Annotated in this window: 17 protein-coding genes and 2 pseudogenes; 10 read left to right on the top strand and 9 right to left on the bottom strand. The window is 47.3% G+C overall.

Features of this window, described 5'->3' with window-relative positions; translation table 11 throughout:
* Positions 1 to 4 precede the first annotated feature (4 nt).
* Entirely contained in the window at positions 5 to 451 is a 447-nt protein-coding gene (locus tag Q9291_RS00185; protein WP_306387929.1) for a YiiD C-terminal domain-containing protein, read from the bottom strand.
* Between the two features lie 26 nt (positions 452 to 477).
* Positions 478 to 1,082, bottom strand: a pseudogene (locus tag Q9291_RS00180) (LysR substrate-binding domain-containing protein).
* Between the two features lie 167 nt (positions 1,083 to 1,249).
* Between Q9291_RS00180 and Q9291_RS00175 the strand changes: the two are divergent.
* Positions 1,250 to 1,906 (top strand): annotated as a pseudogene (locus Q9291_RS00175) (alpha/beta hydrolase fold domain-containing protein); the annotation flags it as partial.
* Here the strand turns inward: Q9291_RS00175 and Q9291_RS00170 are convergent.
* Together Q9291_RS00170 and Q9291_RS00165 are read right to left on the bottom strand one after the other, a co-directional pair.
* Positions 1,903 to 2,094 (bottom strand): hypothetical protein, encoded by a 192-nt coding sequence (locus tag Q9291_RS00170; RefSeq protein WP_306387928.1) that lies wholly within the window; start codon positions 2,092 to 2,094, stop codon positions 1,903 to 1,905. The pseudogene Q9291_RS00175 and the gene Q9291_RS00170 sit on opposite strands and share 4 nt — an antisense overlap.
* A gap of 84 nt (positions 2,095 to 2,178) precedes the next feature.
* Positions 2,179 to 2,550 (bottom strand): hypothetical protein, encoded by a 372-nt coding sequence (locus Q9291_RS00165; RefSeq protein WP_306387926.1) that lies wholly within the window; start codon positions 2,548 to 2,550, stop codon positions 2,179 to 2,181.
* Positions 2,551 to 2,855: 305 nt separating this feature from the next.
* On the opposite strand from Q9291_RS00165, the gene Q9291_RS00160 reads away from it, so the two are divergent.
* Positions 2,856 to 4,631: a monovalent cation:proton antiporter-2 (CPA2) family protein gene (locus tag Q9291_RS00160; protein ID WP_306387924.1), complete on the top strand. Its 1,776-nt coding sequence runs from the start codon at positions 2,856 to 2,858 to the stop codon at positions 4,629 to 4,631.
* Positions 4,632 to 4,728: 97 nt separating this feature from the next.
* On the opposite strand, the gene gyrB is transcribed toward Q9291_RS00160, so the two are convergent.
* The 3 genes from gyrB to dnaA all read right to left on the bottom strand — a co-directional run bounded on the left by gyrB (position 4,729) and on the right by dnaA (position 9,963).
* Complete coding sequence (gyrB, locus tag Q9291_RS00155) at positions 4,729 to 7,134, bottom strand: DNA topoisomerase (ATP-hydrolyzing) subunit B (protein WP_306387923.1); 2,406 nt, start codon at positions 7,132 to 7,134, stop codon at positions 4,729 to 4,731.
* A gap of 70 nt (positions 7,135 to 7,204) precedes the next feature.
* Positions 7,205 to 8,308 (bottom strand): DNA polymerase III subunit beta, encoded by a 1,104-nt coding sequence (dnaN, locus tag Q9291_RS00150; protein WP_306387922.1) that lies wholly within the window; start codon positions 8,306 to 8,308, stop codon positions 7,205 to 7,207.
* Between the two features lie 263 nt (positions 8,309 to 8,571).
* Entirely contained in the window at positions 8,572 to 9,963 is a 1,392-nt protein-coding gene (dnaA, locus tag Q9291_RS00145; RefSeq protein WP_306387921.1) for a chromosomal replication initiator protein DnaA, read from the bottom strand.
* 352 nt (positions 9,964 to 10,315) lie between these two features.
* Between dnaA and rpmH the strand changes: the two genes are divergently transcribed.
* The 5 genes from rpmH to mnmE are packed head-to-tail and all read left to right on the top strand — an operon-like array spanning position 10,316 to position 14,019.
* Positions 10,316 to 10,450 carry a 50S ribosomal protein L34 gene (rpmH, locus tag Q9291_RS00140; RefSeq protein WP_018987191.1) on the top strand — a complete coding sequence of 45 codons (135 nt, stop codon included), beginning with the start codon at positions 10,316 to 10,318 and terminating at the stop codon, positions 10,448 to 10,450.
* A 33-nt stretch (positions 10,451 to 10,483) separates the two neighbouring features.
* Entirely contained in the window at positions 10,484 to 10,840 is a 357-nt protein-coding gene (rnpA, locus tag Q9291_RS00135; protein WP_306387910.1) for a ribonuclease P protein component, read from the top strand.
* Positions 10,841 to 10,844: 4 nt separating this feature from the next.
* Complete coding sequence (gene yidD / locus Q9291_RS00130) at positions 10,845 to 11,057, top strand: membrane protein insertion efficiency factor YidD (RefSeq protein ID WP_370530711.1); 213 nt, start codon at positions 10,845 to 10,847, stop codon at positions 11,055 to 11,057.
* A gap of 18 nt (positions 11,058 to 11,075) precedes the next feature.
* On the top strand, positions 11,076 to 12,680 hold the full coding sequence (gene yidC / locus Q9291_RS00125; RefSeq protein ID WP_306387908.1) for a membrane protein insertase YidC: 1,605 nt from the start codon (positions 11,076 to 11,078) through the stop codon (positions 12,678 to 12,680).
* The gene (gene mnmE, locus Q9291_RS00120; protein ID WP_306387907.1) at positions 12,670 to 14,019 is read left to right on the top strand and encodes a tRNA uridine-5-carboxymethylaminomethyl(34) synthesis GTPase MnmE; all 1,350 of its coding nucleotides are present in this window, start codon (positions 12,670 to 12,672) and stop codon (positions 14,017 to 14,019) included. The genes yidC and mnmE overlap by 11 nt, the downstream gene beginning before the upstream one ends.
* A gap of 9 nt (positions 14,020 to 14,028) precedes the next feature.
* On the opposite strand, the gene Q9291_RS00115 is transcribed toward mnmE, so the two are convergent.
* Both Q9291_RS00115 and cycA read right to left on the bottom strand, forming a co-directional pair.
* Positions 14,029 to 14,613 (bottom strand): cytochrome b/b6 domain-containing protein, encoded by a 585-nt coding sequence (locus Q9291_RS00115; protein ID WP_306387905.1) that lies wholly within the window; start codon positions 14,611 to 14,613, stop codon positions 14,029 to 14,031.
* 3 nt (positions 14,614 to 14,616) lie between these two features.
* Positions 14,617 to 15,051: a cytochrome c'' gene (cycA, locus tag Q9291_RS00110; protein ID WP_306387903.1), complete on the bottom strand. Its 435-nt coding sequence runs from the start codon at positions 15,049 to 15,051 to the stop codon at positions 14,617 to 14,619.
* A 209-nt stretch (positions 15,052 to 15,260) separates the two neighbouring features.
* On the opposite strand from cycA, the gene mnmG reads away from it, so the two are divergent.
* From mnmG to Q9291_RS00095, 3 genes are read left to right on the top strand one after another with little or no spacing between them, the layout of a single operon-like run.
* Positions 15,261 to 17,192, top strand: a complete 1,932-nt coding sequence (mnmG, locus tag Q9291_RS00105) for a tRNA uridine-5-carboxymethylaminomethyl(34) synthesis enzyme MnmG (RefSeq protein ID WP_306387902.1) — start codon at positions 15,261 to 15,263, stop codon at positions 17,190 to 17,192.
* Positions 17,189 to 17,818: a 16S rRNA (guanine(527)-N(7))-methyltransferase RsmG gene (gene rsmG, locus Q9291_RS00100; protein WP_306387901.1), complete on the top strand. Its 630-nt coding sequence runs from the start codon at positions 17,189 to 17,191 to the stop codon at positions 17,816 to 17,818. The genes mnmG and rsmG overlap by 4 nt, the downstream gene beginning before the upstream one ends.
* Complete coding sequence (locus Q9291_RS00095) at positions 17,815 to 18,576, top strand: ParA family protein (protein WP_306387900.1); 762 nt, start codon at positions 17,815 to 17,817, stop codon at positions 18,574 to 18,576. The genes rsmG and Q9291_RS00095 overlap by 4 nt, the downstream gene beginning before the upstream one ends.
* Positions 18,577 to 18,588 lie beyond the last annotated feature (12 nt).

Raw genomic sequence — 18,588 nt, 5'->3', positions numbered from 1 at the left:
GTTTCTACTGGTACAACACAAATACACCCTGAAACTTTGATGCCACTTTTGATTCACTGAGGATTTCAGCAGTGACTATCACTTTTGCCCTACCCTTTTCTCGATAAGTGTTTTTAAAAAGTGTCCAGTCATTCAGCGATTGAAAACTAGCCACACATTCAAAATTTGTTTTCACTGGCAATAGATAATCAATCTCCTGACGTTTGATGACCAGGTTTCCCTTGAACCCCGCTTGCTCAATTTTGTGCTGCACCAATGACCATGCCGTGGTAATCGAGATTGCGGCAATGCTGCCACCAAACACGATATCGAGATGGTTTTTGTTTAAGGCGTAATCGCCACGCACTGTAATCTGATGGTCTTCAATCCTGGTGATCTGCATACCCAGGTTTTTGGTTTGCGGGATCAGCTTGAATAAGGTGTTTTCAAAATTTTGTTCGAGTGGGCCCATGGCGCTTCCTTTATGAAAATTGTGATTTAACTTTGGCTGGCTTTTTGTAGCAAGTGGCACTCGGCGAACAGCTCTGCCACCCATTCGATAAACGCGCGTACTTTGGATGAAAGGTGCCGATTGTGCGGGTAGAGCGCATTGAGCGGCAGGCTACCTACCGGGTAATCGCCAAGCACTTTTTCCAGCTGCCCATTTGCCAGGTAATTTTGCACCATAAAGCTGGGCAATTGGCAGATACCTATGCCTGCCAGCGCGGCGGATACAATCGCATCACCATTATTGATGGCCAGTTTGCGGATAGTGGGGACTTCCTGCTGGCCGCCTTCGAGCTCTAGCATGAAATTACGCACTTTACCGGTTTTGGATGAAAAGAAATGCACGGCCTGGTGGTGTTGCAAATCGTCATGATGTGTTGGCCTGCCATGAGTTTGCAGGTAGTCAGCGAGGCAACCAGCAAAAATTGCATGGTGCCTACGCGCCTGGCTACTAAAGTCGAATCCATTGGGTGACCAACACGAATTACGCAATCGACACCCTCTTCCAGCAAATCCATCGGCCTGTCATCGCAGCCGATTTCGAGTTGAATTTCCGGGTAGCGCTTAAAAAAATCCGGTAGCGCCGGAATAATCACCAAACGCCCCAATGGCGTGGGCACATCTACGCGCAAGCGGTCTTTGGCATTGCTGGTGGCCTGATTCAAGGCCGCTTCAGTTTCTTCCAGCTCGTTTAATAACCTGATGGCGCGCTCGTAGCAGGCGGCGCCATCCGTGGTGACACTGATGCGACTATTTTCATGGCAGGCTGTTTAATTGTGGCTCCATTCAAGCGGATTTTGCCATCGCACTGTCTGAAGATGCAGTGATTGTCTGTGTAGTCTATCCACTGGCGCCAGTCATGCGTTTTCCGCAAACAATTGAAGTTGCTTATGCTGCGCTCGAATGGGTGGCTGAACATGCGCAGGCAATGGATGCCAATGTGAAAAATATTGTTGTGGCGGGGGAACAGGCCGGTGGCAACCTGGCAGCGGTGCTGGCCATGCTGTTTCGCGACAGAGGGTTACCACTGAACAAGTATGCCAGGTTACGCGGGCAGATGTTAATCAATCCCATGCTGGGTGCATCACAAACTTCAAGCTCGATGGCAGCCACTGTGGATAGCCCATGCCGGCGCGCGTGGGCAGACTATATTCCGGTTGCCAGTGATAGCATGCACCCTTACGTTTCGCCGGTAAACTCATGCCGGCTGGCTCCGGCGTTGGTCATCACGGGCCATGCGAATTCACTGCGAGATGAGGCAGAAGGCTATGCTTCCAAATTGCTGCTGGCCGGGGTGCCTGTACAGGTGCGCAGAGTAGACGATGCCGCATTAAATACGGGTGCGCATAGACTCATCGCTGCACAACACCCTGCTTTCAGCACCTTATGTCAGTTGATGCGTGCGTTTTTGAAATCCTAGATGTCATTGTGGCTATTCAACTCATCGGTTGAAAGCTGACCATTTTCTATGTCGCATGCAATTTCTTTTTCCAGCGTGTTGGTGTTAGCTAGTTGCTCTTCTTTTAGTGCAGAGGCGTTGGGCGCAGATGCAGGCTTTTTTTCTTGAATGGCGGATGGTTTCGCGTGGCGGTTCATTCTGATGTACATGGTATTTTCCTTTGATCGTAATCACCTGCGAGTCAGCAAATACAACACTTATATCAACAGTGGTATCGTCTGGGTACTCAAGACTCAAGTAAAAGAGAGTTCATTCCAGGCACCTTTATCCTTGAGTGAAATGGGCTCATCAAACCCGTTCAAATATGACTTAATGACCGCATGGCCCTGTAACAGGGTTAGCTCGAACCTGCTGATGGCGGGCAGTGAGATAAATGGACCAGACGGGTCAAAAGACCGGTAGAGCAGGCACAGGTAAATATCGGGCGCAATCAGCAGATCAAAGCGCTGCGAGTAGGCAAAATTGGTGGATACGTCACTCTGCTTGAAACCATAAGCAAGTGCATCGCGGCTGACATTGAACCAATCTTGTTCATCGCATGCTTGTTTGATCGAAAAACTCAATACTTCAAAAATCTGTTCTGCAATTTCATTCGGGCTAGACATGTGTTCTTTAACCTGTATACGTGGTCTGTCCTAACTTGCCAGACATTTTTGTGGATGTGTTGCTTGTAGTGTAATAGGGATACTGTCAGCGTAACACGGGGAATCGTCTGATTTTGTTGTCAGATTAATCTGGCAAGCACGCAGATTCGACCTGCGCAATAGCGCTGACATAGGATGTACAGGATGCCCAATAGCAAGTGTCCTGCATGCGCGACCCTAACAGACGTAAGTATGGTAAATTCCCCATAAAAACCGCCCCCCGGGAAAAGCGCACGCCCTGTTTAAAGCATCTATAAAAGGCTCTAATGAATACCTCTCATTTTCTTGTGCAGGCCGCGATATACCTCGCTGCGGCCATCATGTTAGTCCCGCTGTTTAAAAGATTGGGCCTGGGGTCAGTCCTCGGTTACCTGATTGCAGGTATTCTGATTGGCCCCTATGCTTTGAAGCTGATTGCGGACCCGGAACATGTCATGCATTTTGCTGAGTTTGGTGTCGTGTTGATGCTGTTTTTGATCGGCCTGGAACTAGAGTCACAAAAAGTCTGGGAGTTACGCAAACTTCTGTTTGGCCTGGGTGGCATGCAAGTAGTGTTCACCATGGGCCTGATCACCGTGATTGCACATGGCATGCATTTTAGCTGGCCTGAAGCGCTGATTATTGGCATGGGGGTTGCCATGTCCTCCACAGCGATCGGGCTTACTGCACTCACTGAAAAAAAACAGCTGCATACGCCCGGTGGGCAAGCAGCATTTGCCACCTTGCTGTTTCAGGATCTGTCAGTAATCCCCCTTTTCATGCTACTCGCCTTTATTGCGCCAAATCGATCCACATCGAGTTTTGATTTGCTGGCTGTCGCCAAGGCGCTGGCCGTGATTTTAGCTATTGTGATCGCCAGTCGCACCCTGCTCCGCCCGCTCATGCGCATCATCGCCCAGGCCGGTGTGAGGGAAATTTTTGTCGCTTTTTCATTATTGCTGGTGATTGGTGTTTCATTGGCCATGCAATCTGTAGGTTTGTCGATGGCGTTGGGAACCTTTCTGGCCGGCGTTCTACTGGCAGAATCAGAATATCGCTACGAACTCCGTCTGGATATTGAACCTGTGAAAGGCCTGTTACTCGGCTTGTTCTTTATCTCCGTTGGCATGACGGTAGATTTATCACTGGTGGCTGACCAGCCGCTGCTGATTTTTGGGCTTGCACTGCTGATTGTGCTATTGAAAATTGCAGTATTGATGGGCCTGGGTTGGCTATTTAAATACCCGCTGCGTGACAAATTGCTGTTCGGTGTTGCCATCTCGCAAATTGGCGAGTTTGCTTTTGTCATTTTTGGCATTGCGCTAACACAAACCTCCATTTCGCGCGAAACGTACAATATCCTCAATGCCATCGTTGCCGTTTCGATGTTGATTACGCCGCTGCTGTTATTGCTATACGACGGCTTTTTGACCTTGCAATGTGGAGAGCGCCCCAAGGATGCCATCCCGGAAAATAATTCCGTGATCATTGCCGGCTTTGGCCGTTTTGGACAAATCGTGGGTCGTGTACTGATTGCAAAAGGCATAACCCCCACGCTGATTGATAATGACCCTAACCAGGTCGACCTGACCCGTCAGTTTGGCTGGCGTTGTTATTATGGCGATGCAGCAAGATTGGACGTGCTGGAGGAAGCCGGCATTGCAGAAGCAAAATTACTGGTGATCGCGCTCAATGATTCCGCAGCCACGCTGGAAATGGCTACATTAGTCAAAGAGCGCTGGCCTCGCGTAGCGATTGTGGTGCGGGCCAGAAGCAGAACAGATGCCTTTGATTTGCGAGAGCTGGATTTGAACCCGATCAGGGAAACCTTTTACTCTTCGCTGGAAGCTGCCAGACAGGCATTGATGGCGACTGGTGAAAATGCCAGCGCTGCCGCAAAAATTATCAAACAGTTTGAAAAGCACGACCATGAACAGCTCGAAGCCACCCTTAAAATCCGGCATGATAGAAAAGCCTTGTCCAGTGTGATGGAACAAGGTCGCCAGGACCTTAAAACATTGCTTGAACTCGAAAGTGTGAGTACTGACAAAAATGAAGTGTAGCAACACCTTCGACATGCGTTGTAATCATTTTCTCAGTGTACAAAAAAGGCTCCTACCGGAGCCTTTTTTGTATTTGAATACAAATTAAACTTTTTACTTAAATATCCAGCGAACTGACACTGAGCGCGTTACTTTCAATAAAGGCGCGGCGGGGTTCCACATTGTCACCCATCAAGGTCGTGAAAATTTCATCTGCGCCAATGGCGTCTTCAATTTGCACTTTAAGCAAGCGGCGTACCGTTGGGTCCATGGTGGTTTCCCACAGTTGTTCCGGGTTCATCTCGCCCAGGCCTTTATAGCGCTGAATGTTCAAATTATGTTTGGCTTCACTCAGTAACCAGTCCAGTGCTTGCTTGACGGTACTGACCTTTTGCTCTTTTTCACCACGTTTGATCAGTGCCCCTTCACCCAGCAGGTGATTAACCATGTGTGAGGTGCGATTGATTTGACGGTAATCGCCACTGCCGACAAACTCGGCATCAATCACGCAACTTTGCAGGTTGCCATGAACGTATTTATTGATTTCCAACCGGTAAGCACTGGTTTCGGTATCCTGTACCACCAGCACTTCGGAACCGACGGCACCGAGGATAGGGCGCAATTTTTCAGCAGCGGCGTGAGCGCTTGCTTCGCTGGAAAGGTCCACATCACCGAGGTCCTGAATTGCACGTAGTACGCTTTCATCATACAGGTTGGCAATACGGCGGATCACAGCTTCGGTCAGTACCATTTGTTTGGCAATGCTGTTCAAAGCGTCATCTTTAAGACTCTCGCCGCCTTCGCGGGTAAGCAGTTCTGCGCCTCTGAGCGCAGAATTCAGCAGGTATTCATCCAGCTCGTGCTCGTCTTTCAAATACCGCTCATCACGGCTTTGTTTCACTTTATACAGCGGCGGTTGCGCAATGTAGATGTGTCCGTTTTCAACCAGTTCTGGCATTTGACGGTAAAAGAAAGTCAGTAATAGCGTACGGATGTGCGCACCATCGACGTCAGCATCGGTCATGATGATGATACGGTGATAGCGTAATTTTTCCAGGTTAAAGTCATCCTTACCGATACCGGTGCCCATGGCGGTGATCAAGGTAGCAATTTCTTGCGAGCCCAGCAACTTATCAAAGCGGGCTTTTTCAACGTTAAGGATCTTGCCTTTGAGCGGCAGAATCGCCTGGAATTTACGGTCCCGGCCTTGTTTGGCAGACCCACCGGCAGAATCACCCTCGACCAGGTAGAGCTCACACAGGGCAGGATTTTTTTCCTGACAATCGGCCAGCTTACCCGGCAGACCCATGGTGTCCATCACGCCTTTACGGCGGGTGATTTCACGGGCTTTACGTGCAGCTTCACGCGCACGCGCAGCTTCAACAATCTTGCCACATACAATTTTGGCATCCACCGGGTTTTCTTCTAAAAACTCGGCGAGTTTGGCCGAAACAATTTCCTGCACCACAGGTTGCACTTCACTTGATACCAGTTTGTCTTTGGTCTGGGAAGAGAATTTTGGATCGGGGACTTTGACTGACAATACGCAGGTAATGCCTTCACGCATATCGTCACCGGTGGTTTCAACTTTGGCCTTTTTGGCGAACTCGTTTTGTTCGATATATTGGTTCAGTGTACGCGTCATCGCCGTACGTAACCCTGTGAGGTGGGTACCGCCATCACGTTGGGGAATATTGTTGGTGAAACATTGCACAGTTTCTGAATAACTGTCGTTCCACTGCATGGCCACTTCTACAGTAATGCCATCTCTTTCATGAATTGCGTAAAACACTTTGGGATGCAATACCGTTTTGGTTCGGTTCATGTATTCGACAAACCCTTTTATGCCGCCACTGAATGCAAAGTTTTCGGACTTGCCATTGCGCTGATCGATCAACTCGATTTTGACGCCATTATTGAGAAAACTCAACTCACGAATACGCTTGGCCAGAATTTCAAAATGGTATTCAACCAGCACAAAGGTATCGACAGAAGCCAAAAAATGTACTTCAGTGCCTGTTTTATCGGTAGTGCCGGTCATGGCCAACGGTGCCTGTGGTACGCCACGACGGAATTCCATCTGATGCACTTTGCCCTTGCGGTAGATCTTCAGGCGCAACCAGTCCGACAAGGCATTGACTACTGACACCCCTACCCCATGCAAGCCACCAGAGACTTTATAGGAGTTTTGGTCAAATTTTCCACCTGCATGCAACTCGGTCATCACAATTTCAGCCGCGGAACGTTTGGGCTCGTTTTTGTCATCGTCTTTTACGTCAGTCGGAATTCCACGTCCATTGTCTGAGACGCTAATGGAGTTGTCGTGATGAATAATGACTTTAATGTCATCGCAATGTCCTGCCAATGCTTCGTCAATTGCGTTATCCAGAACTTCAAACACCATATGGTGCAAGCCTGAACCATCCGAGGTATCCCCAATGTACATGCCGGGACGTTTACGTACTGCGTCCAAACCTTCCAAAATCTTGATACTGTCTGAGTTGTATTCTTGTGGCTGTGCCATAACTTGATTCTTTAATTTGAGATTAAAAAAGACAAACCCCCGTGTTTCACGTGGAACACAGGAGTCAGCATTATATGCGCATTGGCATCACTACGTATTTATAATTGGCATCACTGCCAGCAGTGATCAGGCAACTACTATTGGCATCAGCAAATGCAAAAGTAATTTGTTCATCGCCGAGGTTGTTTAATACATCAATCAGGTAGGTGACGTTAAAACCAATATCAAGCGGCGTTTTATCATACAAAATTTCAAGTTCTTCTTCTGCCTCTTCCTGCTCGGTGTTGGTACTGATCAACTTGAGTTGACCGTTAGTAATTACCATGCGGATGCTGCGATACTTTTCGTTAGACAGAATAGATGCTCGCTGCAAAGCACTCAGTATCGCCTGACGATTCACTTCAAATGTATTTTGATGACCTGATGGAATCACGCGGTTGTAATCAGGAAATTTACCATCGATGACTTTGCTGATCAGCTGAATATCACCGAACTCAAAACTGACCTGTCCATTCAACAAATCAATCACCACTGGCGATTCGGATTGCTCATCAAGCAGCTTGGTCAGCTCCAGTACTGTTTTTCTTGGCAGGATCACTTCGTTCTTTTCAAACGTCTGATCCAGTGTGGTATTGGTATAGCTCAAACGGTGGCCGTCAGTGCCCACGACGTGCAATTGATCACCATTGACTTCCATCAGCAAGCCATTCAGATAGTAGCGGATATCCTGCTGTGCCATGGCAAACTCCACCTGTTTCAACAGGCGCTTCAATTCTGCCTGTGAAATCGTAAAGCTGATATTTTGCCCACTTGCCTTGCTCATGAGGGGGTAATCCGCTGCAGGCAATGTTTGCAGGTTAAAGCGGCTCTTGCCAGCTTTCAATGTAATACGATTATCCTGGCTGACCATTTCTATGCTGGTTCCGTCAGGCAATGAACGACAGATATCCAGTAATTTTTTAGCAGAAATAGTGGTACTCAGTTCACCTTCTATGTCGGTAGGCACTTTCAGTGATATCTGCATTTCCAAGTCAGTCGCCGTTAAATGCATTTCCTGTTGTTTGATATTGACCAATAAGTTTGAAAGGATAGGAAGCGTATGTCTACGTTCAACAATCCCTGTTACATTGTTTAATGGTTTGAGCAATACCTCGCGGTTGATTTTAATCTGCATGGTCTGACCTAATTAATAATATGTATTTCAATATATAAAAATAACAATAATAGTAATGGACTGGTTTTTTGTGGATAACTCGAAAAAACCATTCAATTCAATTATTTAAAAACTTATTGCTCTGTGCGTAACTTGCGATTTAAACATGCATCAATTGTGACTGATATTTTAAACTTAATTTGTGTGCGCTTAACCCATTATTTAAGCACACTTGATTCGCATGTTATCCACACCTTTTGTAATCCCTATATTCTACAAGTAATTTAGTCTCTAATGACTTGTGTTAACAATCCAATATCTCGTGCCAATGTTTGGTCATTCAGACGCAACTGTTCAATTTCTTCACATGCATGCATCACTGTAGTGTGATGACGCCCACCAAACGCTTCGCCAATTTCGGGAAAGCTATGGTTGGTTAACTCGCGCGTCAGTGACATAGCGACTTGCCGCGGCCTCGCAACATTACGAGAACGCTTTTTGCTAAACATGTCACTGACCTTGATTTTGTAATAATCAGCGACCGTTTTTTGTATATTTTCAATAGTGATTTGGCGGCCGCGCACTGCAATCAAATCGCGCAAGGCATCTTTAGCCAAATGTACATCAATCGCATGCCCGGTAAAGTTTGCCATGGCAATAATCCGGTTCAATGCCCCTTCCAGTTCACGAATACTTGAACGGATTTGTTTGGCCACAAAAAAAGCAACATCTTCATGCAAATCAATTTTTAGTGTTTCTGCTTTTTTGCGCAAAATAGCCACCCGCATTTCAAGTTCTGGTGGTTCAACTGCAACTGTGAGACCCCAGCTAAAACGCGTACGCAAGCGTTCATCCATATCCACAATTTCTTTAGGATAAGTGTCACAGGTGATGACGATCTGTTTTTTCTCTTCAATTAAAGTGTTAAAGGCGTAAAAAAACTCTTCTTGTGTGCGTGTCTTTTTGGCAAAAAATTGAATATCGTCAATTAATAGCAAGTCGAGTGAGTGATATTGGCGTTTGAATTCATCAAAAGCTTTATTTTCATAAGCTTTTACTACATCGGAGACGTAACGTTCAGCATGCAAATAGCGGATATTGGCATCCGGTTTTTCTTTTTTGAGCTGGTTACCAATGGCTTGCAATAAATGCGTCTTGCCTAACCCTACTCCGCCATAGATGAATAGCGGGTTATAAGCTTGCCCTGGATTGCCAGCGACTTGAATCGCTGCAGCCCGTGCTAACTGGTTTGCCCGGCCTGTCACATAGTTTTCAAACAGAAAACTGTTATTCAAACCACTGGTTCTTTCTTGTTTGAGTGGTTTTGCGTGTGCTTTTACCGGCTGTTTGCCCGGTGATTTTTGTACTGCTTCTGTAATGACAGTTTCTACCGGATTAGCTGGTTTGAGTTTGATTTCTGGAGTTAAAGTAGACGCATGTTCTGAATCATCGACAATTAATTCAACCGTCGCAGTTTGTGACAAGCCATGTGCCATGGATTCAATACGATTGAAGAATTTGCTTTTGACCCACTGCATCACAAACTTGTTAGGCGCGATGATTTGTACCGATTGACCATTGACGCGTGCTCTCAGCGGCTTGATCCAGGTATTGTATTGTTGCGCTGACAGTTCTTGTTCGAACCTTAGCAGACAATGCGCCCAAAAGTTTTCCATTGCTCCAGTGTTTTTTAGTAACGCAAACGCCACGTTACTGTATAACGTTTGATTGCGAGTTATTATAGGTGTGCCGGGATAGTGTGGCAGGAAGTTACATTGGATGCTGATCTTGTTTTATTCAATCAAGCCACATTCTAAACTTTTTACCTGAAGTTATCCACAAGCCCTGACTACAAAAATATAAAAAAAATCATTGACATAATGCAGGCAATTAATGTTTAATTGAGGGTTTTTGAAATCGGCAAATTTTACGCTGTCTGTGTGCAGCGTAAGCCGTATTCAAAGTGTGCGATTTACACTGTGAATACATGTCGAATACTATTTGTTTGCCAGCTGGCAGGAGCTCATAATGAAACGTACCTATCAACCATCTAAAACCCGTCGTGCACGTACCCATGGCTTTCTGGTACGTATGAAAACCAAAGGTGGCCGTGCAGTGATTGCTGCTCGTCGCGCCAAGGGTCGCAAGCGTTTGGGTCTGTAAGCCCGGATAAATGCATTGCATGACAGTCAATGCATGAATGTGCAGCGTCTAAAAAAAACGGATGAATTTTCATCCGTTTTTAATTTGCGGAAACGTCTTTATGGTGAGTGGCTGATTGCCCACATAAAGCCGAATACGTTTGGTTGTTATCGTTTTGGTCTGGTTGTTTCCAAAAAAACTGCCAAACTTGCCGTCAACCGTAATTATATGAAGCGTGTCTTACGCGAGCTATGCCGACTAGAAGTGTCGGCTGTCTACGGGTATGATGTCGTGTTGCAGGTACGCAAGGCATTTCAACATGCAGATTTTGATCGCGTACAACAAGAAATGTCTTTTTTGCTGCGTAAAATGCAAAAAACTTCTCCGGAGAAATTGTCTCGCAATTCCTAAGGCCATGATGAAAACATTCCTGATCACGCTGGTTAAATGCTATCAATGGGGTTTGAGCCCATGGATGGGTCGCCAGTGTCGTTTTCAGCCTACCTGTTCGCATTATGCCATTGAGGCAATACAACGCTATGGTGCATGGCATGGATGCAAGCTGGCAGTATGCCGGATTGGCCGCTGTCATCCATGGCATCCCGGTGGTTTTGATCCCCTCCCCTGATTTGTTAGAAAAGTGTATATGGATACTCGCCGTCTGATTCTTTTTGTGATTTTTTCTTTTTCCATCATGTTGTTGTGGGATGCCTGGCAACAACAGCACACGCCGCAACCAGCGGCGACAAACTCACAGCCTGCGCTCGCAGCACCCACTGACAAGCCACAGGCCGCTGCCGGTTTTAATCTAAGGAAAGGCGAGCGTATTCAGGTGAAGACTGATCGTTATGCGGCAGAAATTGATACCACGGGTGGTGACTTGCGTCAGTTGTCTTTGCTGGAGCACAAAGCTGATGATAATTCCGGTCCTTATGAACTGATGACGGATCAGTCTCAGGACAAACTGTATGTAGCGCAAACTGGTTTAAAAGGGGATGGATTGCCTACGCATTATCAAACATTCACTGCCGCGCAAAGCATTTATGCAATGCAAGACGGCCAGGACACGCTGGAGGTTCGTTTATCGTCACCGGAAAGTAACGGGATTGCAGTTGACAAGATTTATGTCTTTCATCGCGGCCAGTATGTCATTGATGTGCGCTATGAAATCAAAAACAACAGTGATAAAGCCATCTCCCCATCTGTTTACTATCAAATTATTCACGATAATCAGTCCAACCAGGGCTCTAAAATGATGCCCACCTTTACAGGTGGGGCTTATTACACGGTCGCTGACAAATATAACAAGGTTAAATTTGACGAGATGGCCAAACAGGATGTATCGATCAACGCCAAGGATGGTTGGGTGGGACTGGTACAACATTATTTCGTCAGTGCCTGGATACCACAATCGGGCAATGAACGTAAATTCTATACAACCAAGTTAAGTGAGCATGATTATTCCATTGGTGCTATGTTGCCAGTTGGAGAAATTGCTGCAGGTAGCAGTAAAACAGTAGATGCTAAACTGTTTAGTGGGCCACAGGTACAGCAAGAACTGGAAGCGACCGCGCCAGGGTTGGAATATGTTGTGGATTACGGCATTTTGACTATTATTGCCAAGCCATTGATGTGGTTGTTATCTCATATTCATGAACTGGTGAAAAACTGGGGCGTAGCGATTATCATCCTGACGATCATGATCAAAGCGGCCTTCTTCAAGCTGTCTGCTTCAGGCTATCGCAACATGGCGCACTTGCGCGAGATTGCACCGCGCATGCAAGCACTCAAAGACAAGTTTGGCGATGACAAACAAAAATTACAGCAAGCCATGATGGAGATGTATCGCACCGAAAAAATCAACCCAATGGGTGGATGCTTGCCAATACTGGTACAGATACCAGTATTTATCTCACTTTACTGGGTGCTCTTAGGTTCTGTTGAGTTACGTCATGCGCCTTTTTTTGGCTGGATACATGACTTGTCGGCCACCGACCCCTATTTTGTATTGCCGCTCTTGATGGGCGCGACCATGATCATTCAAACCACATTGAACCCGCCACCGACGGATCCCATCCAGGCAAAAGTAATGAAGGTGATGCCAGTTCTGTTCAGTGTATTTTTCTTCTTCTTCCCGGCGGGTCTGGTGTTGTACTGGCTGGTTAACAATATTCTGTCAATCTGGCAGCAGTGGGCCATTAACCGTATGATTCATGCGGAAGCACAAGTTAAAAAAGGACATGGCAAATAAGTCTGCCATAGAAACCATTGCCGCTATTGCCACCGCGCCTGGTGCTGGTGGTATTGGTGTGGTTCGGGTATCCGGGCCACTGTCTAGCCACATTGCCGAGCAGGTGCTCGGACATCTCCCCTCCCCGCGTCATGCCACTTACCTTCCTTTTTTACAGGCTGATGGTCGTTTGATTGATCGCGGGATTGCGATCTACTTCCCCAACCCGTATTCATATACTGGCGAAGATGTGCTGGAGTTGCAAGCGCATGGTGGCACAGCGTTGATGCAATTGTTGTTAAGTCGCTGTATTGAGTGTGGAGCACGTCATGCAGAGGCTGGCGAGTTTACCAAGCGTGCCTATTTAAACGAAAAAATTGATCTTGCTCAAGCCGAAGCAGTGGCTGACCTCATCAATGCAGCCACTGAAGAGGCTGCCCGAAGTGCGGTTCGCTCACTGAGTGGTGAATTTTCGCAAGTGATTCAGACCTTATTGCAACAGTTGATTGATCTACGCATGTATGTGGAAGCCTGTCTGGATTTTCCTGAGGAAGACATAGATTTTATTACGCAAGGGCATGTACTGGAGAAGCTTCAGGCCAATCAGGCAAGCTTAAAAGCTATTTTCAGACAGGCAGAACAAGGTTTGTTGTTGCGTGAAGGGATTAATGTTGTACTCATTGGCCAGCCCAATGTAGGTAAGTCCAGCTTGTTAAATGCACTCTCTGGTGAAGAGGTGGCGATTGTGACGCCTATTGCGGGCACCACCCGAGACACCATTAAATCAGCCATCCAAATTCAAGGTGTACCTTTGCATATGATTGATACTGCAGGCTTGCGGAATACCGAAGATGCGGTAGAGCAATTTGGGATTGCCCGCACCTGGAAAGCCATGGAAACTGCTCATGTCGCATTGTTACTGGTTGACAGCGCGCATGGTATTGGTCCTTTTGAGGCTGAAATTTTGCAGCGCATCCCTGCGGGCGTGCAAAAAGTTTGGGTGCATAACAAAATTGATGTTTCACGTGAAACATCGCGTGTTGAGTTGCTGGAAAAAGAAAGCCACGTGTTTTTATCGGCCAAGACAGGCATGGGTATCGACCACCTAAAAAAAACCTTGCTGCAGATTGTTGGATATCAACCCAGTGGCGAAGGTGTTTTTATGGCACGCGCACGACATTTGCAAGCGTTGCAGAGGGTGGATACGCATTTGCATTGTGCTTTGGCCAATATGCATGCTGCAGAGCTGATTGCAGAAGAGTTGCGCTATGCGCAAGAGGCTTTGTCGAGTATTACTGGCGAATTTACACCAGACGATTTGCTGGGTGAAATATTCAGTCGCTTTTGTATAGGTAAATAAAAACCCGCACTAGCGGGTTTTTTTACGCGGGAAAGGTGTGTTTCCTTGGTCGAAGCGTTCGTCTATGCTGCATACGCGTTTGCAACCGGTAATCATGGCCCATATCAGATTGTCATGATGAATAAAGCTATCGAAAAGTACGCCGAGTACATGCACCACAACTACGCCCAACCAGGTCCATGTTGCGTAATGGTGTATGACCCTGCTCACCTGGTCATCAATCAAGCCCCAGCCATTATTAAATACAATACAGCCTGATCCCACGGTGACAATCCCAAGGCCTAACATGGCATAAATCGCCATGGAGCCTATCGGATTGTGGCCAATGTAATGTCGGGCTGTGCCTTTGAGTACTTTGAAAAAATATTTGAATGCCCAAACCGGGTTGGGTGGAAAGCTGTGAAAGTTGGCATACCCCGTAGCAAGCAAGCCCCAGATAATGCGTGCAACAATCAATGAGCCTGCAACGTAGCCGGCATAAGCGTGATGCAGCTGTTCCCAGAGGGAGTTATGGGTATAAAACGCATACCCAAAGGCCCCCACCAGTGACCAGTGAAATACCCTGATGAACGGATCCCAAACGTATCGCAGCATCAGTTATTTGGATGGTTTTGTTTCGGTCAGTAAATAGGCAATGAAGTTAGCTTTTTCGGATGGCTCGCAATCTGCACCCAAAATGTCATTGCAGTGTTTGGTGAACTCTTCTTCCACTTTGTCCAGATCGGTAAAGCGTTTTGGATTAACGCGCGGCGCCAATGGTGGAATTTCTTTACCTGTCACAATATTTTTACCAGCATTGGCCGGGTTGTTGGTGTGACAGGATGCGCAAGCAGCTTCTTTACCACTGGGTGTTTTGAATTTACGGTTGAAGAAAATTTTGCCATCAGTAATGGATGGCGCTTGGTAGGTGGCATTTACTGAATGTGCGATATTGGTATATTTGTAGACAAGTTTTTCAGCATTGGTGACATCAGCCAACGCGTGTGCAGAAAATAATACCCCGAATGTTGCAATGATTGTTTTAATTTTCATGGTAAGGACTCCTTTGTTGTTGTTAAGTCTATGATAAAAAACCTATGTTAAGCAAGTATGGCGCGCTTGTAATTGATTTGTATTAAACCGTTATCAATTTGTATTCAACCACGGATATGTTGTAACAAAGCTGTGAATAGAATGACCATTTCGCTAGTTTACGCTAAAATCACATTTCTTTTGAAATCAAACAGTTCAATACTGTCATTATGAACTTTCCTGATAAATTTGATGTAATTGTGGTCGGTGGTGGGCACGCCGGTACCGAAGCTGCGCTTGCATCTGCCCGTATGGGGCAAAAAACGCTGCTGCTAAGTCATAATATCGAAACATTGGGACAAATGTCATGCAATCCCTCTATCGGTGGTATCGGGAAAGGCCATTTGGTCAAAGAGGTGGATGCACTGGGTGGTGCAATGGCGGCCGCAACCGATGAGGGCGGTATTCAGTTCCGTACCCTTAACTCTAGCAAAGGACCGGCCGTGCGCGCCACGCGTGCACAAGCAGACCGTATTTTGTACAAGGCTGCGATACGCCAGCGTCTGGAAAATCAACCCAATCTATGGTTATTTCAACAGGCGGTAGATGACATCATTCTGGAGGATGTGCGTGCGACGGGTGTGGTGACGCAAATAGGGTTGCGCTTTTATGCCGAATCGATTGTGCTGACTGCGGGAACGTTTTTGGGTGGTTTGGTGCATGTGGGTTTGCAAAACTACAGTGCAGGACGCGCTGGTGATCCCCCGGCCATTTCGCTGGCCGCAAGGCTACGTGAAATCGGTCTGCCTGCTGGTCGCTTAAAAACCGGCACCCCTCCGCGCATTGATGGGCGTAGTATTAATTTCAGTCTCATGACCGAGCAGCCTGGCGATACGCCGGTGCCGGTATTCTCGTTTTTAGGGCATGCGTCACAGCACCCGCAGCAATTACCGTGCTGGATTACCCATACCAATCAGCAAACGCACGACATTATCCGCAGTGGCCTGGATCGCTCTCCGATGTATACGGGTGTGATTGAGGGGGTTGGTCCAAGATATTGCCCTTCGGTAGAGGACAAAATTCATCGATTTGCTGATAAGGAATCCCATCAGGTATTTCTGGAGCCTGAAGGCTTAACCACGCATGAAATTTACCCTAACGGCATTTCGACCAGTTTGCCGTTTGATATTCAACTGGCGCTGGTACGCTCCATCCGTGGTCTCGAGCAGGCACACATCCTGCGCCCCGGATACGCGATAGAATATGACTACTATGATCCACGTGGATTGAAATCGACTCTGGAAAGCAAGGCTGTGCAAGGGTTGTTTTTTGCCGGGCAGATCAATGGCACCACAGGTTATGAGGAGGCGGCTGCACAGGGTTTGCTCGCAGGGGCAAATGCAGCGCTTTACGCACAAGGTAAAGACGGGTGGTGTCCTTCCCGTGAGCAGGCGTATTTGGGGGTGATGGTCGATGATCTGATTACCACCGGGGTGACAGAGCCATATCGTATGTTTACCAGTCGCGCTGAATATCGCTTGCAATTGCGTGAGGACAACGCAGACATGCGATTAACTGAAGAGGGTCGCAAGCTCGGTCTGGTGGATGATGTGCGTTGGGAGGCGTTCTGTAAAAAACAGGAAGCGATTGAGCGGGAGCAAGCCCGTCTGAAGCGCACTTTCTTGCAGCCTGCACAAAGCCAACATAAAGGCAGTGGGGTTGAGGGGGTTACCGAGGCGCAGCAATTAGCGGCTTTCGGTAAAACGCTTGAGCATGAGTATTCGCTGTTCGAATTGTTACGCCGACCTGAAGTGAGTTATCACGCGCTACTGACATTGATGCCCGCTCCAGAGGCGCTTGCGGAAGACGTATTGGAACAAGTGGAAATCGCTGCCAAATACCAGGGGTATATCGACAGGCAAAAAGAAGAGATCGCCCGCCAAAAAGGGAGCGAGAAGATTAAGCTGGGTGATGCGATTGATTACAATGATGTCCATGGTTTGAGTAACGAGGCCAGACAAAAGCTAATCTCGCATCAACCGGAAACCATTGGTCAAGCTGGTCGCATTCAGGGCATTACGCCTGCTACCATTTCATTGTTGCTGGTTTACCTTCGCCGACAACAGAAAAAACAAAGTCAGTCCGGGCATATTGCCGCATGAAAGCGCTAGAGTTACAACTCTCCCAAGGCGTCGATGCGTTGGGTTTAAAAACTGTTGTCAATGCGCACATGCAGCAGCAATGCCTGGCTTATATGGATTTGCTGCAAAAGTGGAACAAGGTATACAACCTGACGGCAGTGCGGGATCCGCAGGAAATGTTGAGATTGCATGTACTAGACAGTCTGAGTGTTGTGCCGCATATTCAGGCGGGTAATTTGCTGGACGTAGGCAGTGGCGGTGGTTTACCCGGCATTATTGTTGCTATTACGCGTCCAGATGTGCAAGTGACAACGATTGATACCGTACAGAAAAAAGCAATTTTTATGCGTCAGGTAAAAGCTGAACTGGGCTTGGATAATTTGCAAGTGGTGCATGGTCGGGTAGAGTCTTATCAGACCCCCTCTCCTTTTACACAAATCATTTCGCGTGCGTTTTCCGAGATTGCCTTATTCAGGAAACTTACCCTGCATTTGCTGGCAGTGCATGGTCGCTGGCTGGCAATGAAGGGCGTGTTACCCACAGAAGAACTGAGTCAGGCTGGCGTCATCCCGGCGCAAGTGATTCGCTTGCAAGTGCCGCAGCTGGATGCGGAAAGGCATTTAATCGTGTTTGAGAATGTACAATGAAAATAATCGCGATCACCAATCAAAAAGGGGGCGTAGGTAAAACCACAACCACTGTCAATTTGGCTGCCAGTCTCGCCGAACATGGCAAGAAAGTGTTGCTGGTTGATCTCGATCCGCAAGGCAATGCCAGTACTGGTAGCGGCATTGATAAAGCGCATCTCAAAGGCAGTATTTATCAGGTGCTGATTGGTAACAACACATTGCAGGAAGTCATCATCCGTGCGGAAGCCTCCAAATTTGATGTGGCACCCTCCAACCGTGACTTGGCAGGTGCGGAGGTTGAGCTGGTGAATGAAATGGCACGTGAAACCCGGTTGAAGAACGCGATTTTGAAGCTGGGCGCTGAGCTCTACGATTATGTGTTGCTCGATTGCCCGCCCTCTTTGAATCTGGTCACGGTCAATGCCTTGACCGCAGCGCATTCGGTCATGATTCCGATGCAATGTGAATACTATGCGCTTGAGGGGTTGTCTGATCTGGTCAATACCATCAAAAAAGTACGTGCGCACTTGAATCCGGTACTTGAAATTGAGGGCTTACTACGTACCATGTTTGATAATCGAAATATGCTGGCGCAGCAGGTATCCGCACAATTGGTCAGCCATTTTGGAAAAAAAGTCTACGACACCATCATTCCGCGCAATGTGCGCCTGGCGGAAGCGCCCAGTTATGGCATGCCAGTGTTGCTGTATGACCGTTCATCCAAGGGCGCGCAAGCCTATTTGGAGCTGGCGCAGGAAATTATTCAGAAAAATTAATGTTGTGACTCA

It is taken from the genome of Methylophilus aquaticus, from assembly GCF_030769565.1.
Lineage (GTDB): Bacteria > Pseudomonadota > Gammaproteobacteria > Burkholderiales > Methylophilaceae > Methylophilus > Methylophilus aquaticus.
This window is presented reverse-complemented; position numbering and strand designations above follow the sequence as displayed.